At 69.9% G+C, this 20,676-nt stretch carries 17 protein-coding genes; 12 read left to right on the top strand and 5 right to left on the bottom strand.

The genetic code is table 11. The features are described from left to right. Positions 1-255: 255 nt before the first annotated feature. A complete protein-coding gene (locus AB0B86_RS32020) occupies positions 256-789 on the top strand; it encodes an MFS transporter (RefSeq protein WP_357411937.1) in 534 nt (177 codons plus the stop codon). After that, a complete protein-coding gene (locus tag AB0B86_RS32025) occupies positions 747-1,115 on the top strand; it encodes an MFS transporter (RefSeq protein WP_357411938.1) in 369 nt (122 codons plus the stop codon). Before AB0B86_RS32020 ends, AB0B86_RS32025 begins: the two co-directional genes overlap by 43 nt. 91 nt (positions 1,116-1,206) lie before the next feature. Here AB0B86_RS32025 and AB0B86_RS32030 read toward each other — a convergent pair whose 3' ends face one another. Beyond that, positions 1,207-2,346, bottom strand: coding sequence for a substrate-binding domain-containing protein (locus AB0B86_RS32030; protein WP_357411939.1), 1,140 nt, complete (start codon positions 2,344-2,346; stop codon positions 1,207-1,209). 359 nt (positions 2,347-2,705) lie between these two features. Here AB0B86_RS32030 and AB0B86_RS32035 point away from each other — a divergent pair, with 359 nt between their 5' ends. The 7 genes from AB0B86_RS32035 to iolB all read left to right on the top strand — a co-directional run bounded on the left by AB0B86_RS32035 (position 2,706) and on the right by iolB (position 10,744). After that, entirely contained in the window at positions 2,706-4,751 is a 2,046-nt protein-coding gene (locus tag AB0B86_RS32035) for a DUF2264 domain-containing protein (RefSeq protein WP_357420429.1), read from the top strand. Continuing rightward, positions 4,748-6,049, top strand: coding sequence for an extracellular solute-binding protein (locus tag AB0B86_RS32040; RefSeq protein WP_357411941.1), 1,302 nt, complete (start codon positions 4,748-4,750; stop codon positions 6,047-6,049). The genes AB0B86_RS32035 and AB0B86_RS32040 overlap by 4 nt, the downstream gene beginning before the upstream one ends. 116 nt (positions 6,050-6,165) lie before the next feature. Next, on the top strand, positions 6,166-7,029 hold the full coding sequence (locus tag AB0B86_RS32045; protein WP_357411942.1) for a sugar ABC transporter permease: 864 nt from the start codon (positions 6,166-6,168) through the stop codon (positions 7,027-7,029). Next, on the top strand, positions 7,029-7,925 hold the full coding sequence (locus AB0B86_RS32050) for a carbohydrate ABC transporter permease (protein ID WP_357411943.1): 897 nt from the start codon (positions 7,029-7,031) through the stop codon (positions 7,923-7,925). Before AB0B86_RS32045 ends, AB0B86_RS32050 begins: the two co-directional genes overlap by 1 nt. A 5-nt stretch (positions 7,926-7,930) precedes the next feature. After that, complete coding sequence (locus AB0B86_RS32055) at positions 7,931-8,608, top strand: hypothetical protein (RefSeq protein ID WP_357411944.1); 678 nt, start codon at positions 7,931-7,933, stop codon at positions 8,606-8,608. A gap of 83 nt (positions 8,609-8,691) precedes the next feature. Continuing rightward, complete coding sequence (locus AB0B86_RS32060; RefSeq protein WP_357411945.1) at positions 8,692-9,876, top strand: glycoside hydrolase family 88 protein; 1,185 nt, start codon at positions 8,692-8,694, stop codon at positions 9,874-9,876. A gap of 43 nt (positions 9,877-9,919) precedes the next feature. After that, entirely contained in the window at positions 9,920-10,744 is an 825-nt protein-coding gene (iolB, locus tag AB0B86_RS32065; protein ID WP_357411946.1) for a 5-deoxy-glucuronate isomerase, read from the top strand. 25 nt (positions 10,745-10,769) lie between these two features. On the opposite strand, the gene AB0B86_RS32070 is transcribed toward iolB, so the two are convergent. Both AB0B86_RS32070 and AB0B86_RS32075 read right to left on the bottom strand, forming a co-directional pair. Further along, the gene (locus AB0B86_RS32070) at positions 10,770-12,005 is read right to left on the bottom strand and encodes a low temperature requirement protein A (RefSeq protein ID WP_357411947.1); all 1,236 of its coding nucleotides are present in this window, start codon (positions 12,003-12,005) and stop codon (positions 10,770-10,772) included. A gap of 181 nt (positions 12,006-12,186) precedes the next feature. Continuing rightward, the gene (locus AB0B86_RS32075) at positions 12,187-16,239 is read right to left on the bottom strand and encodes a hypothetical protein (RefSeq protein WP_357420432.1); all 4,053 of its coding nucleotides are present in this window, start codon (positions 16,237-16,239) and stop codon (positions 12,187-12,189) included. Positions 16,240-16,406: 167 nt separating this feature from the next. Between AB0B86_RS32075 and AB0B86_RS32080 the strand changes: the two genes are divergently transcribed. Then, entirely contained in the window at positions 16,407-17,141 is a 735-nt protein-coding gene (locus AB0B86_RS32080) for a hypothetical protein (RefSeq protein WP_357411949.1), read from the top strand. Between the two features lie 99 nt (positions 17,142-17,240). On the opposite strand, the gene AB0B86_RS32085 is transcribed toward AB0B86_RS32080, so the two are convergent. Beyond that, positions 17,241-17,522, bottom strand: coding sequence for a hypothetical protein (locus AB0B86_RS32085; protein WP_357411950.1), 282 nt, complete (start codon positions 17,520-17,522; stop codon positions 17,241-17,243). Between the two features lie 373 nt (positions 17,523-17,895). On the opposite strand from AB0B86_RS32085, the gene AB0B86_RS32090 reads away from it, so the two are divergent. Continuing rightward, positions 17,896-19,200, top strand: a complete 1,305-nt coding sequence (locus AB0B86_RS32090; protein ID WP_357411951.1) for a hypothetical protein — start codon at positions 17,896-17,898, stop codon at positions 19,198-19,200. 86 nt (positions 19,201-19,286) lie between these two features. Then, entirely contained in the window at positions 19,287-19,793 is a 507-nt protein-coding gene (locus AB0B86_RS32095) for a GNAT family N-acetyltransferase (protein WP_357411952.1), read from the top strand. 149 nt (positions 19,794-19,942) lie between these two features. On the opposite strand, the gene AB0B86_RS32100 is transcribed toward AB0B86_RS32095, so the two are convergent. After that, on the bottom strand, positions 19,943-20,530 hold the full coding sequence (locus AB0B86_RS32100) for a hypothetical protein (protein WP_357411953.1): 588 nt from the start codon (positions 20,528-20,530) through the stop codon (positions 19,943-19,945). Positions 20,531-20,676: the final 146 nt, after the last annotated feature.

Raw genomic sequence — 20,676 nt, forward strand, 5'->3', positions numbered from 1 at the left:
CCGCCGCGCGGGATCGCGCCAGCACCTCCGGCACCGCACCGCCCACAAAGTACGGTACCTTTCCCGAAGGATTTCGACGGACGTCACTCGGCGACCATCGGTCTTGCCACCCCCGTCACCGCATTTGCCACCGAAATCGGAAGCAGGCCATTCCCGGACGACTCTTAGACAGGGCACGGCGACGGGCTGGTGCCGATGAGTCGCGGTTCGCACACCCTGGCGGACACTTGTCGACTCGGAGGGAACAACAGACGGATGTCGTTTGACGTTGGACGCCGGGTGAGCGTTCTGCTTGCCATCGCGCTGTCCGCCTTCATCTTCAACACCACGGAAAACCTGCCGATCGGCCTGCTCAATCTGATGTCGGCCGACCTCGGCGTCTCCCTGCCGGCCGCCGGTTTCCTGGTCACCGGCTACGGTCTCGCCGTCGCCGTCGTGTCGTTGCCGATGGCGCAACTCACCAGGCACCTGCCCCGTCGTTTCGTGCTCGCCGGCGTCCTGGTGGTCCTGGCCGTGGCGACCCTCGGGTCCGTGCTCACCACGTCGTACGGCGTGCTGCTGGGCGCTCGGATCGTTGTGGCAGTGGCGCAGGCGGTGTTCTGGGCCGTCATGGGTTCGGTGGCGGTGGGGCTGTTCGCACCGGAGATACGCGGCCGGGTCCTCGCCGTGACGTCCGTGTGCGGCTCGCTCGCCACCCTGCTCGGCGTGCCTGCCTGGTGCTCGCGGTCTGCGCGCAGACAGCAGCGATGCTGCTGCTCTTCCAGTCAGCGGGCAACCAGGCCCTGGTGATCATCGGCCTCGCCCTGCTCGGCTGTTCCGCCGCACCCATCTTCACGGCCGCCCAGGCCCGCATCCTGCACGTGAGTCCGGGCCGCACGGAGATCGGCTTCGCCGCGAGTTCGGCAGCCTTCAACGTCGGCGTGGCGGCCGGCGCCCTCGTCGGCGGCGCCGCGCTGTCGGCGTTCGGGGTGCGCGGCGCGTTCCTCGTGGGAGCACTGCTGACCCTCGGCACTGTCGCCCTGCTGCTGGGTGAGCCGCTGCTGGCCGGGGGCCGACGCGGAGCGCCTGCCCCCACCAGTCTGCTGAACCCGGGCACTGCTCCCGGGGGCCGGTGAGGGCTGGCTGCGGATTCGGCGCGACCTCGGCGAGCCACCGGGCCGGGTCGTTGTCCTGGTGGTCCCCCGGGTGACCGGGAAGGAAGACCCCCTACGCGGGCGGTGGCGCGGTCGACTCCCGGATCCGCAGCGACGGGCTGATGACAATCCGGTGGGTGGGGCGGTCGGGGTCGACGAGCCGGTCGGCCACGAGACGCACGGCGGCCCGTCCGATCGAGCGTCGCGGCGGTCGGACCGCGGTCAGCGGCGGGCTGAAGAGCCCGGCGACCTCGTCGTCGTAGGCGACGATGGAGAGGTCGCCGGGAACGGAGAGATGCCGTTCCTCGCAGTGCTGCACCAACGCGATGGCCTCGGCGTCGGCGTGCACCAGCAGCGCCGTCGTCGCGGTCGCCCGACACCGGTCGAGGACGTCGTTGAGTACGGTGTCCCGCTCCGGTGAGCGCGCGTCGGGCACCACTGCCAGCACCGTCGCGTCCGGGTCGAGGCCACACTCGGCAGCGGCGTCGAGCCAGCCACGCCGTACGTGCTGGCTGGTGGGGCTGTTGGCGTCGAGCACCAGACCGACCTTGCGGTGTCCGAGTGAGGTGAGGTGGCGTACCGCCATGGCCGCGCCGAGCGCGTGGTCGGTGACCACCGATTCCATTACCGCGCGGTGGCTGCCCACCGTGGCGGTACGTTCCAACAGGACGACGGGGACGCCGACCTGGTCGAGCCAATCGATGGTGCGCGCGGCGCTCGAGGCGGCCATGCTCGGCGCGATGATGAGCGCGTCGACGCCGATCCGCTCCACCAGGCGGGCCAGTTGCGGCTGGTCGTCCTCGCTGTCGTAGGAGGAGCCGCGCAGCACCACGCGCATGTCGAGCTCGCGCGCGGCAGCCTCGACGCCGCGAGCCACGTCCGGCCAGTAGTAGTCCAACGAGGGCACGAGCATGCCGAGGGTCCGCCCGACGAGCGGGTCCAGGCCGATGCCCGGCGCCTCGTCCACGGCCGGGGCGTCGTCCGGCAGGATCAGGGCGACCCCACCGTGGACGCGGCGTACCAACCCCTCGGCGGCCAGCTCCGCGATGTCGCGCCGAATGGTGACCGGCGCGGCGCCCAGCACGTGAGACAGGTCGGAGATGCGCATCGAACCGTCCCGCTGCAGGGCTGCCAACAGTTGTTGGCGGCGGGCGACCTGAAGCGGCCCTCGGGAGCCCTCCGCCATGGCGACGACGGGGCTGTCCTGTGTCATGCGGGACCTCCGGGGAACGCTTCGTGCGGCGGCGCGAGCGCCGGTGCCGAGACTCTCGCCCGGTTACGGCACCAGGCCGAGGCCAGCGGGCCTGCGAGGCGGTCTGCGACAGCCATGGCTCCTCGGACCGATAGCGCGACTATGAACGATTGTGATCGTATCAGATCGCTTTGCGCGTGAGGGCAACAGCGTGAGCGCTCCTGATCGGACCTGTCCACATCGGCTTGCGAAGGGCATTGACTTGCTCTGTTGTGAGCGTTTTACTTCGGAAACCCTGCGGATGTCTGTACGTCACATTCCTGGGCCATGCCCCGCTCGCCCCAACGCCACGGAGACGGCTCGATGCGACAGGACCTCGGATGACGTTCGGGACGGCCGGCTGGCCGGCACCGGGAACGGACCCGGCGGCCGCCGCCGCGACCTGGCACCGGGATGACTGGTTGGCCCTCGCCGACCGGATGCTCGCCGCCGCCCGGCCGTTCGCGTCACCCGGCCACGCCCTGATCAGCTTCCCCGGTCCGGAGGGCGGCTACGGGCGGGCCGTCGATGGCCTGGAGGGCTTCGCTCGCACCTTCCTGCTCGCCGGTTTCCGCATCGCGGGCGCCCGGGGAGTGGGCGTCGACGAGCTCGTGGACCGGTACGCGGCCGGCGTCGCCGCCGGTACCGACCCGAGCTCTCCGGACCGCTGGGTGCGCTTGGACGAGCACCCCCAGGCGAAGGTGGAGGCCGCCTCCATCGCGCTGGTTCTGGACCTGACCCGCCCGTGGATCTGGGACCGGATGCCGTCCGCGGTGCGGGAGCGGGTGGTCGACTACCTACGCCCGGCGGTCGGCGACGACACGTACCCACGGATCAACTGGGTCTGGTTCCGGCTTGTCGTCCAGACGTTCCTGCGTTCGGTGGGCGGGCCGCACTCGCTCGACGAGATGGCCGAGGACCTGCGCACGCACGACGGCTTCGCCCGCGCGGACGGCTGGATGTCCGACGGGTCGCACCGCGCCTACGACCACTATGTGGGCTGGGCCCTGCACCTGTACCCGACGCTGTGGGCGCGAATGGCCGGCGCCGCCGACCTGGCCGAGCAACGCCACGAACGGGACCTCGCCGGCCTCGACCGCTTCCTGACCGACGCGGTGGCGCTCGTGGGAGCCGACGGATCACCGTTGATCCAGGGGCGAAGCCTGATCTACCGCTTCGCCGCGGCGGCGCCGTTCTGGGTCGGTGCCATCGCCGGCGTGCCCTCGGTCAGCCTCGGCCAGTTGCGTCGCGCGGCCACCGGGATCGTGCGCCACTTCGTCGCCAACGGCGCCTTTGACGAACGCGGCCTGCTCACCCTCGGCTGGCACCGGCCGTGGCCCCGACTGGCGCAGTCGTACTCCGGGCCGGGCTCGCCGTACTGGGCCAGCAAGGGCCTGCTCGGCATCGCGCTACCCGCCGACCATCCGGTCTGGACGACTCCCGAGGAGCCGCTGCCGGTCGAGGAGCGGGACACCCTGCGGGCGATTCACGCGCCCGGCTGGCTGGTCTCCGGCACCCGTGCCGACGGGGTCGTCCGCGTCGTCAACCACGGCACCGACCACGCCGTCGAGGGTGCCACCGGCGGAGATTCCCCGCTCTACGCCCGGCTGGGCTACTCCACCGCTACCAGCCCCGTCCTCGACGACAGCGGCTGGGACGCTCCGCTCGATCAGTCCGTCACTCTCATCGACGACGCGGGTCGGGTCACCCACCGCGCCGGCATGCGCCTGCTGGGTGTGCACGTCGACAGCGACGGCGTGGGGGTGGCCGGGTCACGTGCCCTCGCCCACTGGGTCGACCCCGATCCGGGTCAGCGCGATCACGGCGGCGGCCGTCCGGGTCAGTCCCGACCGGCCGGGCACGTCACTGTGTACTCGCTGGTCCGCGGCCCCTGGGAACTCCGGCTGACCCGCGTCGACGACCTCGCCGACGGCGTCGAGGCGGCTGCGCTGCGGCTACGGATCGGCGGATGGGCCGTTGCCGGGGACGCGACGGCGACAGTGCACGACCGGGTGGCGACAGTGACCGGGGCCGGCCTGACCAGCAGGCTCGAAAGTGTTAACGGCGACGGAACGGCAGGTGCCACAACCGTCGCGCCCGGCGGGCCGCTGGCCGGCGGGCTGGTCGTGCCCTGGCTGGACCACCCCGTCCGGCCCGGCGCGTGGTCCGCCGCCCTCCTCGAGCTGTCCACAGTGCCGGCCGCCACCACCGGGCGGGCCTGCCAGGTCGTGGCCGACGAGGGCACCGACGGCCTCCACCTCGCAATCGACTGGCCCGACGGGATCAGCACGTCGACCCGGTTGGACACGGAGCATGCCGGGCCCACCGGGTGCCCTGGTAGCAGTGCGGGCCTGTCCGGGCCCCCAACCCAAAGGAGAAAGGGATGAAGCGTGCGATACCGGCCGTCATCAGCGCTGCGACGGCCCTGACGCTTGTTCTCACCGGCTGCGGCGGCGGAGACGAGCCAGTCGACCCCAATGCCCCGGTGACGATCACCCTGGCCGGCTGGAGTCTCGCGTCCACGCCCGAGTTCAAGACGCTCGCCGACGGCTTCAAGGCGACCCACCCGAACGTGACGGTGGAGCTCAAGGAGTACGCCCCGGGCAACGACTACGACACCCAGATGATCACGGACCTGGCCGCGGGCACCGCCCCGGACGTCTACGTCATGAAGAACCTCAAGAACTTCTACACGTACCAGAGCGGTGGTCAACTGCTCGACGTCTCCGACGCCGCCTCCGGTCTCAACTCGCCCGCGCTGGCGTCGTACCAGGTCGACGGCAAGGCGTACGCGGTGCCGTACCGGCAGGACTCGTGGGTGCTGTTCTACAACAAGGACCTGTTCGCGAAGGCGAAGGTGGCACCGCCGGACGGCAGTTGGACCTGGGACGACTACACCGACGCGGCGAAGCGACTGCAGACCGGGCTGAAGGCGGCCGGTTCGAACGCGACAGGCGCGTACCAGCACACCTTCCAGTCGACAGTGCAGGGCTTCGCGCTCGCCCAGACCCCCAACGCGGACCTGCTCTCCGGGGACTTCGGCTACCTGAAGCCGTACTACGAGCGGTCACTCGACCTGCAGGCGGCCGGCGCGCAGCCGACCTTCGGCACCGCGAAGACCAACAAACTCACCTACCAGGCGCAGTTCGGCAAGCAGCAGTCGGCGATGCTGCTGATGGGCACCTGGTACGTGGCCACGCTGCTCAACCAGCGGCAGAGCGGCGACGCCGACACGTTCCAGTGGGGGATCGCCCCGGCGCCGCAGTTCGACAAGTCCACCACCGGCGCCTCCGCCACACCTGTCACCTTCGGCGACCCGACCGGCCTGGGGATCAACCCGAAGATCAACAAGTCCAAGGCCGCCGCGGCCAAGGACTTCCTCAAGTACGCGGCCGGCCCGGAGGCCGGCAAGGCGCTGGCCGGGATCGGCATCACCCCGGCCCAGGTCACCGACGCGGTCACCGCGTCGCTGTTCGGGCTGGACGGCGTACCGCAGGACGACCTGTCGAAGTTCGCCTTCGCCAAGCACACCGTCAAGCCGGAGAACCCGGTGTCGAAGCACACCGCCGGTCTGCAGAACCTCCTCAACGAGACGCACTCGGCGATCCTCTCCGACAGCAAGGGCGTCGACGCGGAGCTGAGCAAGGCGCAGTCCCGCGCCAAGAACGAAGTCCTCAACCAGTGAGCTGATGGCGGGCCCGGCGCGCCTGAGCCGCACGCCGGTCCCGCCCCCAGGCCGAACGCTTCCGGAGACTCCCTATGGCAACATTGCCGCGCACGAGACCCAGGAACCGGCGGCTGGTGTCGCGCAACACGGTCGCCGGCTGGTCGTTCATCCTCCCCAACTTCCTCGGCTTCGTCGGGCTCACCCTGCTACCCGTCGTCGTGCTGTTCTACGTGGCGTTCACCAACTGGAACGTCTTCGGGGTGGCCGAGTGGACCGGCACCGCCAACTTTCGGCGGATGTGGGACGACGCGAGCTTCTGGACCGCACTGCGGAACACCGTCTACTACGCCGTCTTTCACATCCCGTTGACCCTCGCGGCAGCACTCGGGCTGGCGCTGCTGCTCAACCGCAAACTGCGCGGCGTGCGGTTCTTCCGTACCATCGCCTTCTTCCCCTACATCACCTCGATCGTGGCGATCGCGGTCGTCTGGAACCAGCTTTTCAGCCCGGAGTACGGCCCGATCAACGCTCTCCTCGGCGCCGTCGGGGTGGACAACCCGCCGGGCTGGACCGCGTCGGCGACCTGGTCGATGCCGGCGGTCATCATCGTCGGCACCTGGCGGTACATGGGCTACTACATGCTGCTGTTCCTGGCCGGCCTACAGACCATCCCGGCCCAGCTCTACGAGGCGGCCGAGACCGACGGCGCCTCACCGTGGCAGCGGTTCGTGCACGTGACCCTGCCCGGCCTGCGGCACACCACGTTCTTCGTCACGGTGCTGCTCACCATCGAGAGTTTCAAGGTCTTCGACCTCATCCTCGTGATGACCGGCGGCGGACCGGGCCAGTCGACACTTGTGCTCTCGCAGTACATCTTCCAGAAGGGCTTCGAGGAGAACCAGTTCGGTTACGCCTCGGCGGTCTCCATCGTCCTGTTCGCCATCTGCTTCGGCATCACGGTCATCCAGTTCATGGTCAACAAGCGGAGGAACAGCTGATGACCGCGACCGACCTCTCCACGCCCGTCCCGGCCGTCGTCGCGCCCGGCAAACACGGAACCTCCGCCCGACGTGTCAGGTCCCGGGGCGGGCGGCTCCTCGGGTACGCCGCTCTCGTGCTCGCGGCGGCCGGGCTGCTGCTGCCGTTCTTCTGGATGGTGGTGGCGTCGTTGAAGACCAACAACGACGTCTTCACCATCCCGATCACCTGGCTCCCCGATCCCGTGGTGTGGCGTAACTACGTCGACATCTGGCAGCGCTCGGACATGACGACGTGGTTGGGTAACACCCTGCTGCTGTCGGTGATCGTCACCTTCCTACAGGTGTTCACCGGCAGCTTCGCGGCCTACGGCTTCGCCCGGGTCCGCTTCCCCGGCCGTAACGCGCTCTTCCTGGCGTACGTCGGGACGATCGCGGTGCCCTGGCAGTCGTACATGATCCCGCAGTTCATCCTCATGTCGAAGCTGCACCTGTCGAACACGCTGTGGTCGATCGTCGCGATCCAGGCGTTCGGCGCGGTTGGCGTGTTCCTGATGAAGCAGTTCTACGAGACGATCCCCGAGGAACTCAGCGAAGCGGCGCGGGTCGACGGGCTCAGCGAGTACGGCATCTACCGACGGATCATCCTGCCGTTGTCCCGGCCGGCGCTCGCCAGCCTGGCCCTGCTGATGTTCACGACCACCTGGAACGACTACCTCGGCCCACTGATCTACCTGCGCAGTCCGGAGCTGCGCACCATCCAGTTGGGGCTGAACACCTTCATCTCCCAGTACAACGCCGAGTACGCGCTGATCATGACCGGCTCGGTGCTGTCCGTGCTGCCCGTCGCCGTCATCTTCCTCCTGGGCCAGCGCTACTTCATCGAGGGCGTCGCCTCGACCGGACTGAAGGGTTGAGGTCCATGCGTTCGCGTCACCACACCATGACCGCCGTCTTCGACGGGATCTACGTCGCGCTTGTCACCAACCTGCTGCTGGTGCTCGGGTGTCTGCCGCTGGTGATGCTCGCGTTCACCACCGACGCGGCGCGGTCCTGGCCGCTCTACGCGCTCACCGCTCCGCTCTGCGCGCCGGGGCTCTGCGCGGCCTTCGCGGTCATGTCCGCCTACTCCGCCGGTGACTCCGGCGACGTGCTGCGCACCTACGGCCGCGCCTGGCGCGCCACTGCCCGGCCGGCGCTGCTCTGGACGGCGGGGGCCATGGCCGCCCTGGTCGTGCTCGCCGTCGACGCCCGCGCCGCGTGGGGACACCGGGTCGGGGCACTCGCCCTGCCGGTGCTGGCGACCCTGATCGTCCTCACCGTCGCGACCACACTGCTCGGGTTGGTGGCCGTCGCCGAACGACCCACCGCGCGGCTGCGGGACGTGGCCCGCACCTGCGTGTATCTGGCGGTGCGCCGGTGGTACCTCACCACCGTCTCGTTGCTCGCGCTCGCTCTGCTCGCCCAACTCCTGGCGGCCCGCCCCGCGCTCGCGCTCGGCCTCGCCGCCGCGCCGCTGCTCTACGTCGTCTGGGCCAACAGCCGCTTCACCCTGCGCGCCGCCCTCGACCCACCGGAGACCGCCCCCCAACCCACCTGAACCCCACGTTCCGGCCACCGAGCCGGGACGCCGACGACACACTGCCCGGCACCGGACCGGACCCACGAGGGAGAACAGCATCCATGACGGCGACCGACGTCCGTCCCAGCTCCGACGCAGAGGCCACGGCGGCGGCGGTGACCGCAGCGATACGTACCGTCGACGCGAACATCGCCACCTTCGGCGACCGGTACCCCGCGGACACCACCGACGCCGACCGCTACCCACTCCGGCCACCGAACGCCGGCCAACCCGAGGGAGGCAACGTCGGCTGGACCACAAGCTTCTGGCCCGGCATGCTCTGGCTGGCGCACGACCTGACCCGCGACGACCGGCACCTGCGGGCCGCACTGTCGCACGTGGACAGCTTCGCGGCCCGGGTGGCCGACGGGGTCGACCTGGACACCCACGACCTCGGGTTCCTCTACACCCTCGCCTGCGTCACCCCGGCCCGTCGTACCGGCGACCCGCGGGCCCGCGCCGCGGCTCTCGCCGCCGCCGACCACCTGATGACGCGCGTGCTCGAACCCGCCGGAATCATCCAGGCCTGGGGCGACCTCAACGACCCTCGCCAACGCGGCCGCACGATCATCGACAGCCTGATGAACACGCCGCTGCTCTTCTGGGCCAGCCAGAGCACCGGCGACGACCGCTACGCCGCCGCGGCCCGCCGGCACACCGCTCAACTGCGCCAGCACATCCTGCGCCCGGACGGCACCACCTTCCACACCTTCTACTGGGACCCGGACAGCGGGGTGCCACTGCGGGGCGAGACCGAACAGGGCCACGCCGACCATTCCTGCTGGGCCCGCGGGCAGGCGTGGGGCATCTACGGGTTCAGCCTCAACCACCGGCACATCGGCGATCCCGCGTTGCTCACCGCCGCGAGCGCCTGCGCCGACCGTTTCCTCGCCCACCTGCCCACCGACCGCGTCGCGTACTGGGACCTGGTATTCGGCGACGGCAGCGGCCAGGAGCGGGACAGCTCGGCCGCGGCCATAGCCGTCTGCGGCCTCCTCGAACTCGCCGACGGCCTCACCGACCCGACCAGCGCCGGCCGGTACCGGACCGCCGCCGCCGAGATCCTGCGCTCGCTCATCGACAACTACTCCACCGGCGGCCAGCCGGGCTCGAACGCGCTGATCCGCCACGGCGTCTACGACAAACCCAAGGGCATCGGCGTCGACGAGGGCACCCTGTGGGGCGACTACTTCTACCTGGAAGCCCTCACCCGCGTCACGATCCCTGGTTGGACCAGCCCCTGGTGATCCGCGACCGACCCGCACAACCCGCGTCTCCCGAAAGGTGACCATGGACTACCGCTACCACTGCTCCATCCCCGCCGAAGTCGGCCGGAACACGCTGCCCGTCAATCCCTGTCAGCTGTTGGACTTCACCCTGCTGCGGCTGTCGGCCGGCGACTCCTGGACCGGCGAGTCCGGTGACCGGGAGATCCTGGCCGTCGTCCTCGGTGGCACCGCCAGCTTCACCGTCGCCGGCCACCACTTCCCGCACGTCGGCCAACGGCCGGACGTGTTCTCCGGCAAACCGCACTCCGTCTACCTCCCGGCCGGCTCCCCGATCACCATCAAGGCCGTCACCGACGTGGAGGTCGCCCTCCCCAGCGCCCCCAGCGACCTGGCCACCGACCCCTATGTCATCGCGCCGGAGCAGGTCGCCAGCGGCCGCTGGGGAGCGGCGAACTTCGGCCGCACCTACCACCAGATCCTCACCGAGGTCGCCCAACCGGACCTGCCCGCCCGCCGGCTCATCGTCGGCGAGACCTACACGCCCTCGGGCAACTGGAGCACCTACCCGCCACACCGGCACCGGGTCGACGACCTGCCCGCCGAGGCGGCACACGAGGAGATGTACTACTACCGCGTCAACCCGGCGGACGGGTTCGGCATCAGCCGGGTCTACACCGACGAGGGCTACGAGGAGAACGTCACCATCCGCGAGCACGTGATGCAGATGATGCCCGAGGGCTACCACACAGTGGTCAGCGCACCGGGTTACACCACCTACTTCCTGTGGTTCCTGGCCGGCACCCAACGCACCCAGGGCGCCCGCGAGGACGCCACCCTCGCCTGGGTGGGCCAGACCGTACCGGTGCTGCGCAGCCTGGGCCTGTAGCGGCGGGTCCGTTACGGCGTGCTGGTCACGCCTCGGAGTCGCGAACGTCGGTTGCCTCCCGCCCGATCGGCGAGGAGGCAACCTCCGGCGGTTGTCCCCAACCCCGCAGCGCGTCGAGTACCGCGACCAGGGCCAGCGCCCCGGCCACCACGCTCAGCCCGACCATCGGCGCCCAGCGGGCCAGCACCGGCGTGCACAGCAGCAGGACCACCACCCCGATGAGACGGGTACGGGAGACCCGGCCGAAGATCTCGTACTCCAGCCGCATCCGGACGACGAGGAAGAGCACCGGACCGCCCACCACGAACAACAGCCAACTGGGCCGCGGCTGCCCGAACGGATCGTCGATCACCAGCTCGTAGCCGACCGACGTGCCGAGCACGCTGAGCACGATCAACAGGTGCGTCCGCTCCAACACCGCGCCCAGCCGGCCGGGCATTGCCGCCCGATCCAACGCGTCGGGCAGCAGCAGACCGGCGCGGTGGAAGTAGATCCGCCAGAGCAGCGCGCTGGTGGCGAACGTGACGGCGAAGGCCGCTGCCCGCTCGGCGGAGTAGTCCCGACCGCTGAAGACCACGCCGATGACCAGGATCGACTCACCGAGCGCGATGAGGAACATCTGCTGGTACCGGTCACCGAGATGCGTGCCCGCGATCCGCCAGCGACCCACCTGCGAGGCCCCGAGCCACGGCAACGGCCAGCCCAGGGCCCAGGCGAGGTAGTCGATGGCGAGGGCGGCGACCCACAACGTCAGGCGCAGTCGGTCCGGACCCAGCGCGCCGGCCAGCCACAGCGGCGCGCTCGCCGACGCCCACACCACAAGCCGGATCGGCACGAGCCGTCGCGGGTGGCCATGCAGCGCGGCGGCGACCACAAGCGGCCGCACCACCATCACCATCAGGTACGCGGCAGTGAACGGCAGCGCCCGCTCCTCCATGGCGCGGGGCAGCGTCACCGCCATGACCAGGCCGGCGAACATGGTGCCGACCACGACGGCCTGGATGAGCGGCTGCTCTGGTTCGTAGCGACTGGTGATCCAGACGGTGTGCGACCAGATCAGCCACAGTGCCAGAAAGAGCAGCAGGGTACGTCCGAACCCGATGGCGAGCGCCCATCCGGTGTCATCGCTCACGCCGGCGAATCGTTGCGAGACCCGCGTGAGGGCCACCACGAAGGCCAGATCGAAGAACAGCTCCAGGAAGGTCGCGCGACCCGAACTGTCCGGAGGACGCAGCAAACCGACGCTCCGCCCCGCCGCCATCGTTGGCCTCCGTCCACCCCTTGCTGCATCAACGAGGCGGAAGCCGGCGGAGTTGCGTCAGCGTTGATCCCGCCGTTCGGCGCCGGTCCGACCACTGCGGGTCCGTGGCCACTGCCAGACCACCGTGCCCGCCGACGAGCGCGCACCACTGGCCGCCCGTGCTGACGGTCAGCACACGGCGCTACTCGCGTAGCCAGCGGTGGATCTGCTGCGCCACGACCGGCGGGCAGTCGGGCCGACGCGCCAGGGTCAGCGCCCGGTGTCCCGGCACCACCCGTTCATACACGGCGACCGCCTCCGCGATCGCGAGCTTGGTGCCCGCACCGGCGGCGGGCCACAGCCGCTCCTCCAGCCACGCTCCGAACGTGGGGTCGTTGCTCAACATGTTCCGCAGAACCTTGGCCATCACGCGGCTGATGCTGGTGCCCAGGTCGTGGCTGTCCCAGCCACACGCGACGCGGCGGACGAGGTCGGCCGCCTCGCCGCTCGGCAACCGACGCGGGCCCAACGGCCCGATCGTCTCCGCCCACCGGCTGAAGTCCGATGCCATCTCGGCCTTCTCTCGCACCGAGAGCACGGCTCCGTCACCGAGGCGCGCGCTGATGGCCAGGACCGGCTCGGACATCTTTCGCACGACGCGCCGGATCAGCGACACGTCGAGCGGCCGCACATTGTCGAGCCGGATGACGAGCTCCACCAGCCGGGACGCCAACTGACTGTCCTCGCGGGCATCGATCGCCGTTTCCAGGCGGTCCGCGGCGGCGGTGGCGACCTCCTCAAGAGTGCCGTCCGCGAACAGGGAGTCCGGCGTGATCACCGGATCCGCCAGGAGGGTGGCGGTCTGTCGTGCCGCCTCGGTGTGCCGGGACGCGAGGAGGTGGCGAACCCAGGTGAACAGCTCCGGCGTGAGCGCCTCGCCAGCGCCGCGGATCGTCGACCCGACGGTATTCATGCCGGCGGTGGCGGCGGCCGGGCTGGGACCGTCGAGCAGCGCCCGGCTCAGCCACTCCCGGGCCACCTCGTCGACACGACAGATCCGCCCTTCGAACTTGGCTCTGCGCTGGGTCGCTCGCTTGCCGGTGGCCGGCAGCGCCGCGCGGAACCAGGACCGCTGCCGCTCGAGGAAGTGCGCTGGCGCGACGTTCAGCCAGGTGTCAAGCGCACTCGTCCGGGCGATCTGCCAGGGCGCGCTGTTCTGTGGTGCGCTCGCCTCGACCGTGTCGACGCCGACGAACGTGCGCAACAACTGCTCGTGCAGCCCGGGCTCCGCACCCGCCAACTTGATGAGCGCCGGCCAGATCCGCCGCCGGTCCAACCCCTCGATCCGGGCGAGCGATGCGATCACCGCCTGACGCTCGGCGGACGACAGTCCGTCCGCGAGGTGGTTGGAGAGCGTGGCCGCTGAGCCGAACCCCGCCCGACCCAGGTCTACGGGCAGGGCGCAGAGGATGGCAAGGACCTCCTCCGGCCAGTCGTCGGCGGCGAACTTGGCGGCGTTCACCCATCGGTCGCGGAATGCCACGTCGGCGCTCGACAGCGTGGTGGCGAACAGGTCGCGCCGGATCTCCGGATCCTGGGCGAAGATGCGAACCAGCCGGACCTGCGCGGCGTCCCACCGTTCGGCAAGGTCGGCCTCGATGACATCGCGCCAGCTGGACCAGCCCAGGCGCACCCGGACCGCGCCGCTCTCCCAGCAGCGCCTGAGCAGTTCGACAGGCTCATCCGCAGCCATGTCAGGCGGGCACGGCTGAGAGAACATGGAGATCGCGAAGGCTTCCGACATCGCCTCGTCCGCCGCCAGCGTCGCACGCAGGATCAGTCGCTGGGCGCACACCCCCAGGTCGGGATAGTGCTGCTGGAGAAACCGCAGGGCATCTTCGTCCGGGGCGAGGCAGAGCGGGCGGGCGAGATGTTCGGGCAGGCCGAGCCACACGTCGACAGGCAGTTCGGCCCGGCGCTTGCGCACCAGGTCGAGGGCCCAGGCCAGCCGGTGCACACGGAGGCGGCCAGGCGCCTTGGCCAGCAGGACGCCGACGGTCCGGGCCGCCTCGGTCACCCCGCCGCGGTCGGTGTCCTCAAGCAACGGCACGACGACCTCCAGGGCCGTCTCGGCACACGAGTCGTGCGCGTCGGCCAGCAGCGGCGCGAGGGAGTGCAGCAGGTACGGGTTCTCGTCGTGAACGGATCGGGCGACCTCCGCGATCAGGTCGGCCGATCGGCGGCTCAGGGCCGAGAGCAGGTGGATCTGGGCGCCTTCTGTCGTGCGGAGCGGGACCGCCTGGCGCAGATCCCGGTACCGGTCGTCGCTTGACCCCAGCAGCATGAGGTGTCGCGCCACCGGCCAGAAGTGCGAATGTGGATCATTCAGGGCAGTGCGCAGCTCGGCCAGCTGGTCGACGTCCGCCTCGATGGCCAGCAACCGCGCGACGGCGAACTCCGCGTAGGTCTGGTGGAAGAACTCGTAGCGGCCCGCGTGCCGGCGTATCACCCCTTCACTCACGAGAGCGCGCATACCGGTGCGAGACTCCGCGTCGGCCACCGCCGCGGTCAGTGCCAGTCGGGCGGAGCTCTGCGCCCGGATCATCGCCGCCAGTTCGAGGGCGTCGGCCTGCTGGGCCCGGCTGCGGGAGGTGACCCGGCCGTCCCGGTCCCGCGCGACGCGCGTGTCCCAGTACGACTCGTACAGGCCGGTGATCGTCAGATCAGCGGGGACGGTCCCGGTCGAGCTGTACAGGTCGCACGCGAGCGCGAGCCGCAGCGGTACGGCACACACGTTCTGCACTGTCGCCGAGCGCACGGCGTCGGAGAGGGACTCGATGAAGCGTTCGGTCTCCACCTCCCCGCGGGCCAGCTCGGCCATGAACTGCGATGCCCAGCGGAGGATCTCCGCCACGTCCAGTTTGGGCATCAGCAGACTGACGCCCCGGTGTGATCCGAGACGCAGCGCTTCGTTCGCGGACGTGAAGAGTTCGCGAAACTCCTGCTCCCGGCAGGTGAGGAAGAGCTGGGCGTGGTCGGCGGTGTCCCCGAGCACCGCAGCGATGGCTCGCACGGTGTCCTCGGTGCTGACGACGTCGAGCGTGTCCACGAGCAGGAAGACGGATCCGTACGCGGCCCGCAGGTCCGCAATCCAGCTACGGAGCCCTCGCTCGGGTTGCGGCAACGCCGCGGCCCTGGCGAAAGCGACGTCGACGCTGTCCTCGGTGGCCAGATCCGCAGACTGCGATACCGCGTTGCAGGGGACGATGACCACGGCCGGCCCGCTGCTCGATTCACCGGCCACCAGCGCCTCCGCGAGCTGCGCCAGCAGGACGCTCTTGCCGGAACCCCCCTCGCCCACGAGACAACTGATCCGGCCCGGCACGGCGGCGGCATCGATGCTGTCCGAAATGAGATCGAGGCGACTGATGGCGGGCAATGCGAAGACACTCACCGTTTTCAGCGCGTCGACGTAGAACCGCGGCGGTGGTGGCGGCGGACGGGCGGTATCCCCGAGGATGGCTCCGACGAACCGCCTGACCTGTCCGTACACGACAGAATCGCGGCTCAACGGCTTGCAGATATCGCCATGGTTCGCGTCGATGGGAATGGGCTTGACGCCCGCGAGGCCGGGATTCGCGGACGAGGCGGTGACGACCCGGACGCGCCAGGTCGGGTGCGCCTCGACGAACACCAGGTTGCGGATCCGCACCTCGTCGACCCAGTCCCGATAGTCGTCGCTCAGGTGGCGCAGGTAGACGACCTCCCGCTGCAGGTCCTTCACGGCGTCTGTCGATCGGTACAGCAGGCCGAGCGATTCGACGAATGTCGCGATGCTGGATCCGTCGTGCGGGGTGGCCAGGAACACCACACCGCGCGTCGCCGGCGCGAAGTCACGGAACTCGGTGCGCCCCTTCGCGGAGTGCATGAGGATCTCCTTCACCAGGAGGCCACCCATGCTGTGCGTCACGAAGCACAGCGGCCGGTCGCCGATGCCTCTGTTCTGCAACTGCGCCATCACCTCGACGGCCCGGTCCTGAATTGGCATCGAACGACCGCGGTATTCGCTCGACCAGGCGTCGTAGTCGACTGTCCAGACCGCGACCCGGTTGAAGTCCACGGCCAACCAGAACGGCCAGAACGAATCGCGATCCGCGTGGGACCAGGTAAGGCGGGCATCGCCGTCAAGTCCGTGGATGAAGACGACGTCAAGGACCGCATCGTCGGGATTGCTCACCGGGTGGACGTCAGTCAACTCAGACCCCGTCAGCAGGACACATCCGTGACGTCACGACTGTAGCAACCCGCCATCGACCATCTCGATCTCGCCGAAACGACGCGGCCTGGACGGCTTTCGCTACCGAGCTCCCGATGTCGCAGGGACCGTTGATTCCGTGGACCACCTGCGGCACCATGACCGCGATGAGTGAGCGCCTCGACTGGGTAGACCGCTACGCAGCCGGCGAAGAGGACTGGGTGTGGCACGAGTTGCGGCAGCTCGGCAGCCGCGTCCGTGAGCCGGCCTTCGCCGTGCAGGCGCAGGCGGTGTGCGACGAGATGGCCCGCCGCGCCCGGAGCAACATCGAAACCATTGTCTCGCGGCTGCGCGAGCAGGGTTACCGCTTCCACCGCAACGACAACGACCGGACTCCGGAAGAGCCCTACACGCCACCCGACGCCGGGGCGCACGAGCACCTCTCCTGGCTGGAGCAGCATCTCGGCCCCCTGCCGATGGTGCTGTCGTCGTGGATACGGATCGTGGGTGACGTGTGGCTGGTCGGCACCCACCCGCGGTGGCCCAACTCGGCAGCGGCCGACCCGCTCGTGCTTGAGTTGGCGGGCTACCGCTACCCGAACAGCGACATCCGCAGATACTTCGCGGACGAGATCGAGGCATGGCAGGAAGACCAGGGCGGACCGTTCCTCCTGCCCGTCGCCCCCGACCAGTGCCACAAGGACAACGTCAGCGGGGGCGGTGCCTATGGCGTCGTCCTGCCGGACGCATCCGCCGACGCGTACTTCGTCGGCGAGGCCGGCATGCCCCTGGTCTCGTACCTGAACTGGGCCTTCCAGCACGGTGGCTTCCCCCGACCCACCGAGGACGAAGCGCAGTGGCAGGTCATCGACCAGCTGAGCGAGGGTCTTGTCCGCCTCTGACCGACGCCGGGGACAACCTCATCCGACCCACCGGCACCGGGTGCCGGTCCCGCACGACCGCCGGCCCCGGTGGCGACGGGCTCATCCCGGCGGTCGTGGTCAGAACGACCTCCGCACCGCCGCGAGACCGCACGCCGCCAGGAACATGACGGCGATCAGCCCGATCCGCATCCAGGGCACGTCCCGGCTCGGTCGTACCCCGATCGACACGGCCAGTGCCAGCTGGGCCAGCAGAACCAGGCAGATGACGACGCTGAGTGAACGGTAGGCGTTGCCGAACTCAGGCCAGAACACGTAGGTGCCGTAGAGAGTCGGAAATACCACCAGCAGGCTCAAGCCGATCAACGGGATGGCCAGCCTCCACCGCATGCTGGCGCTCACCGCCGCTCCTCCCGGCCCCCGCTGGTGGCACTGTCGAGAGTGCCCACCTCGACGGCCGGGGCAGCGCTCACTGATTCGACCGGCTCCACGCGGCGACCCTACCCTGGCGATCATCCGACACACCCTGCGCTCGCGCGCCGTACCAACGGCTTCGGCGCTCGCGACCGGAAGGCGCCTCCGGACGCCGGCTGACCAGCTCGCGGGTGTCGGCAGTGGTCGGTCGGGCCTGCGCCACACCGGCTGTCCCGGGCCTCCGACTGCCGGACGCGCCTCCTCCGATCTGGACATCATCGAGACGAGCGGGCCATGGTGAGGCCGGCGGTGCCGCCGATAGCGTGAGGCAAATCCGTGCCCGCGCCGCTAGGAGCAGACGTTGGACAACGACATTCAGCTGATCAGCGACGGCGATGGCCTGGCGGTCATCGGGCATCCGGCGGCTGTCGATCGTTTCCTCAGCACCGAGCGGCTGCCGTCGAAGGACCTCGGACTGCAGCGGCTCAGCTCCGCCCTCCGTACCGGGTCCACGATCGCCAAGGGCGGCTCGGAGATCGCCGAGCATTCCGGCCGCTGGGTCCAGTTGACAGCGGAGTCCGCCCAGGCGATGAAGAAGTACAAGCTGATGACCGGCTCGGAGAACGGTGTCAGCCGGGCCGTACTTACCGACCACGGCAAGATCAACGGACTGCTCGAAGTGGTTCGGACCCCCAGCGCGCTGCTGACCAACCCGGCGATCCTGACCGGCGCCGCCGGGCTCATGGCGCAACTCGCTATGCAACAGACCATGGACGAGATCACCGACTATCTCGCCGTGATCGACGCGAAGGTCGACGCCGTGCTCCGCGCCCAGACCGATGCCGTGGTGGCGGACATGATCGGGGCGGAACTCGTCATCGACGAGGCCCTCACGATCCGGCAGCAGGTGGGCCGCGTCTCCGAGATCACCTGGTCGAAGGTCCAGGCCGCGCCGGTGCAGCTGGCCCGGACCCAGGTGTACGCGTTGCGGCAGCTCGACGCCATCGCCGAGCGACTGGAGACCCAGACCAAGGTCGGTGACCTGGCCAAGACGTCCATGGCGGCCGAGATCAAGGTCCAGGAGTGGCTCGCCGTGCTGGCCCGCTGCTTCCAACTCCAGGACGCGGTCGCCGTGCTCGAACTCGACCGGGTGCTGGATGCGGCTCCGGGAGAGCTGGAGGAGCATCGCGTCGCCATCCGGGCCGCCCGGCGGAACCGCCTCGAACTCATCTCCCGCAGCACCGATCGTCTGATCGCCCGAATGGACGCGGCCGCCGGCACGGCCAATGCGAAGGTGCTGCTGAACCCGACCACCTCCCGAGCCGTGGTGCGTTCGGCGAATCACGTCGCGACCACTGTCGTCGACTTCCATACCCGGCTCGGCCTCGGACGCGATCGGCAGTCGTGGAACGCCAGGCGATGGCTGGACGCGGCAGTGGACGTGCGGGACAGAGTCCTCGACACGGGGACCGAGGTACGCGACAGGGTCCTCGACGCCGGCACCGAGGTGGGCGACAAGGTTCGGGAGACCGGGTCGGAGGGCGTCGGCGCCGCCGGTCGTCTCGGGGTGGCGGCCTTCGGCCGGGCCAGACGGATGATGGGCAAGGCCTCCGACGGGATCGCCGAGCGGGCGCAGCGTCAGCTGGGGAGCAGAGAGGAGTCCTGATCGACACCACGGGACCAGGCGAGCCGGGCCCGATTGCCGAACGTGCGCGTCTCTGGCGTACTCGAATGGATGGGTAGTCTGCCGGTATGGCAAAGGTCGTCACCTACCTGGAGATGCGTGACGTCAGGGACCTGCGACCGGGAAAGGTGGTGCCGGAGCTTCTCCTCCGCCGCGTCGACGGTGGCCTGCCGCTGGTGCGGGTCACAAATGCTCAGGTCGGAGCCCCCTACGGGTGGCGGAGTGCCTCCCGAACGGACGACGAGTGGCAGGAACTGCTGCGGTGTCATCCGCTGCGCCAGTACTGGTTCCTCACCCTGAACGACGAAGCCGTGGGGGTGGCGAATATGGAACCCCAGCGTGACGGCGACGTGGAGATCACCACCTTTGGGCTGTTGCCGGAGTACGTCGGCAAGGGTCTCGGTGGCCACGCACTGACGCTCACCATCCGGCAGGCCTGGGACACCGCGGCCGTGGGGTCTCCGGCGGTACGGCGGGTGTGGCTGCACACGTGCTCGTTCGACCACCCGAATGCGCTCCGCAACTATCAGCGACGCGGCCTGACCGTCTATCGCACCGAGGTCGAAGCCGAGTAGCAGTCGGTGTCACGCCCTGGCCGACCTGGTCCGGGAACGCTCGGCGCGCGGTGCCGCGGAGATGAAGCGGGTCATCGAGTCCCCGCCGGGGAGTGATCGCCCCGCGCTCCCCCGGCACCCAGCTCGACGGGCGCCAGCCAACAGGAGACCTACCGCGGCTCATCGCGGTGACGGCGGGCCTCGATGTCGCGCAGTACGTCGGGGTCCCACTGGCTGGCGTCCCAGTCCTGGCTCGTCGGCGTGGGCGACAGCGGCCACCCCGGGTCCTGCCCGGTGCCCGGCGAAGAGTGTCCGGCGCCGACCCGCTCGGCGTGGGCGATCAGCCGCCGGATCCGCGCCCGGCTGTGCAGCACGCCCCCGACGAGCGCGGCCCCGCCAAGGGTGCGCAGGGCCGCCTGCCCGAACAGGACGCCCGGGGCGGTTCGGTCGACCGCCAGCCACGCGACGGTGGCGCTGAGGACAAGGCAGAGGGGAAAGACGCGCGTGCCCCAGTGACGGCTGTACGAGCGGCCGAGCGCGCCGTGTGCCTCGGCAAGCTGGCGGGTACCACGACCCCAGATGAGCCCGCTGACAGCCAGGCCGATGATGGCGACGATCAGGAGCAGGTTGGCCAGGACGAAACCGATCGCCGCGCCGGTGCTGGCCTGGGCGGGTGTCCCGGCCTCATCGCCCGCGATGCTGCCGAGGACCGCCGCGACGATCGCGGCCAGGGCGAAGAGGGTGGCGAAACCGACCACGCACCAGGTGGCGACGTCCCAACCCGCTGTCCGGACCGCAGGTGGAGGCGCCGAGGACCGGCACGTGTGGCCTTGACCGGGATGGTCGAGTTCGGCTCCGCATTTCGTACAGTGCAAAGGGGTTCTCCTGAGCGGCACGGCCGGGA

It is taken from the genome of Micromonospora sp. NPDC049047 (assembly GCF_040649135.1).
Lineage (GTDB): Bacteria > Actinomycetota > Actinomycetes > Mycobacteriales > Micromonosporaceae > Micromonospora.